This is a genomic window from Bacillus sp. LR--39 (genome assembly GCF_053613335.1).
In genome coordinates, this window is sequence record NZ_JBSIOT010000152.1 from 1 (window position 1) to 1418 (window position 1418).

Consider the following 1418-nt stretch of genomic DNA (forward strand, 5'->3'; position numbering starts at 1 on the left):
CATCCGCAATTAAGATGTCAGGCTCGCAAATCAGCGCCATCGCAATGACAATCCGCTGTCTCATGCCGCCGCTGAATTGGTGGGGATATTGCTTTAGGCGCTCTTCGGGATCTGGAATACCAACCAATGACAGCATGGAAAGCACCTCTTTCCGTGCCGCTTTTTTGCTCATTTTTTTGTGGCGCAATAGCGTTTCCCCCAGCTGGTCGCCGACAGTCAGCGTAGGGTTTAACGCCGTCATCGGGTCTTGAAAAATCATAGAAATGTCGGCTCCCCTTATACCTCTCATTTCTTTGTCAGAGAGACGGCAAAGGTCTTTGTTTTTAAATAGAATGCTGCCGTCTGTCACCTTCGCCGAATAAGGCGGAAGCAGGCCCATGATGCTTTGGGAGGTAACGCTTTTGCCGCAGCCGGATTCGCCGACGATCGCAAAGGTTTCTCCTTTATACAAATCAAAGCTCACCCCTCTGACCGCCTGAACCGTCCCGCCGTAAGTCGTAAAAGACACGTGCAGATTTTGGACTGACAGAACTTTTTCCATACAGCTACCTCCTCAGCTTAGGGTCAGGCGCATCCTGCAATCCGTCCCCCAGCACATTAAACGCGTACATCGTCAGAGATATGAAAAAGGCCGGAAAAAACAGGCGCCACCAATGCCCAGATAAAATCGTGGGCAAGCCGTCATTCGCCATCACGCCCCAACTTGCAAACGGAGCCTGTATGCCGAGGCCGAGAAAGCTTAAAAATGATTCTGCGAATATGGCGGCAGGTACGGTTAATGTCATTTGTACGATGATCGCTCCCATAGTATTCGGCAGCAAATTCTTCCGGATGATGCGAAAGGTTTTCGCGCCAAAGGTTTTCGAGGCGAGTACATATTCATAATTTTTAATCTGAAGCACCTGGCCTCTTACAATTCTCGCCATGCCGACCCATCCGGTCACAGTCAGCGCCACAATAATCGTGCCCAGTCCCGGTCCCATGAGCACCATCAGCAAAATGACAACAAGCAGGTACGGCAGTCCGTACAGCACTTCGATAATCCGCATCATAATGCTGTCAATCCTGCCGCCTTTATAGCCGGCAACGCCTCCGTAAATGACACCGATCAAAAAACCAATCAGTGCTGCCATCACGCCGACAAACAACGAGATTCTCGCGCCATACCATGTCCGGGTAAACACATCCCGGCCGAGTTCATCGGTGCCGAACCAATGATCGGCTGAGGGCGGAAGATTTTGTTCTGTCAGCGATTGGCGTACGACACTATGGGGCGATAAAAAGGGCCCGATAACTGCCATGACAAAAAGAAATAAAAGAATAAAGAGTCCGGCCATCGCTAATTTATTTTTTTTCAGCCTCCTCCAGGCATCCTGCGTGTATGACAAACTCGGCCGCTTGACCGAATCGGCTTCCCA

1 protein-coding gene and 1 pseudogene are annotated in these 1418 nt (G+C 50.5%); both read right to left on the reverse strand.

All coding sequences use genetic code 11. From position 1 onward, the window contains the following. Positions 1-541: pseudogene (gene dppD / locus ACWHAR_RS21285) on the reverse strand (dipeptide ABC transporter ATP-binding subunit DppD); the annotation flags it as partial. Positions 542-545: 4 nt separating this feature from the next. After that, positions 546-1418, reverse strand: an 873-nt coding sequence (dppC, locus tag ACWHAR_RS21290) for a dipeptide ABC transporter permease DppC (RefSeq protein ID WP_452087744.1), incomplete at its 5' end; no start/stop codon positions are given.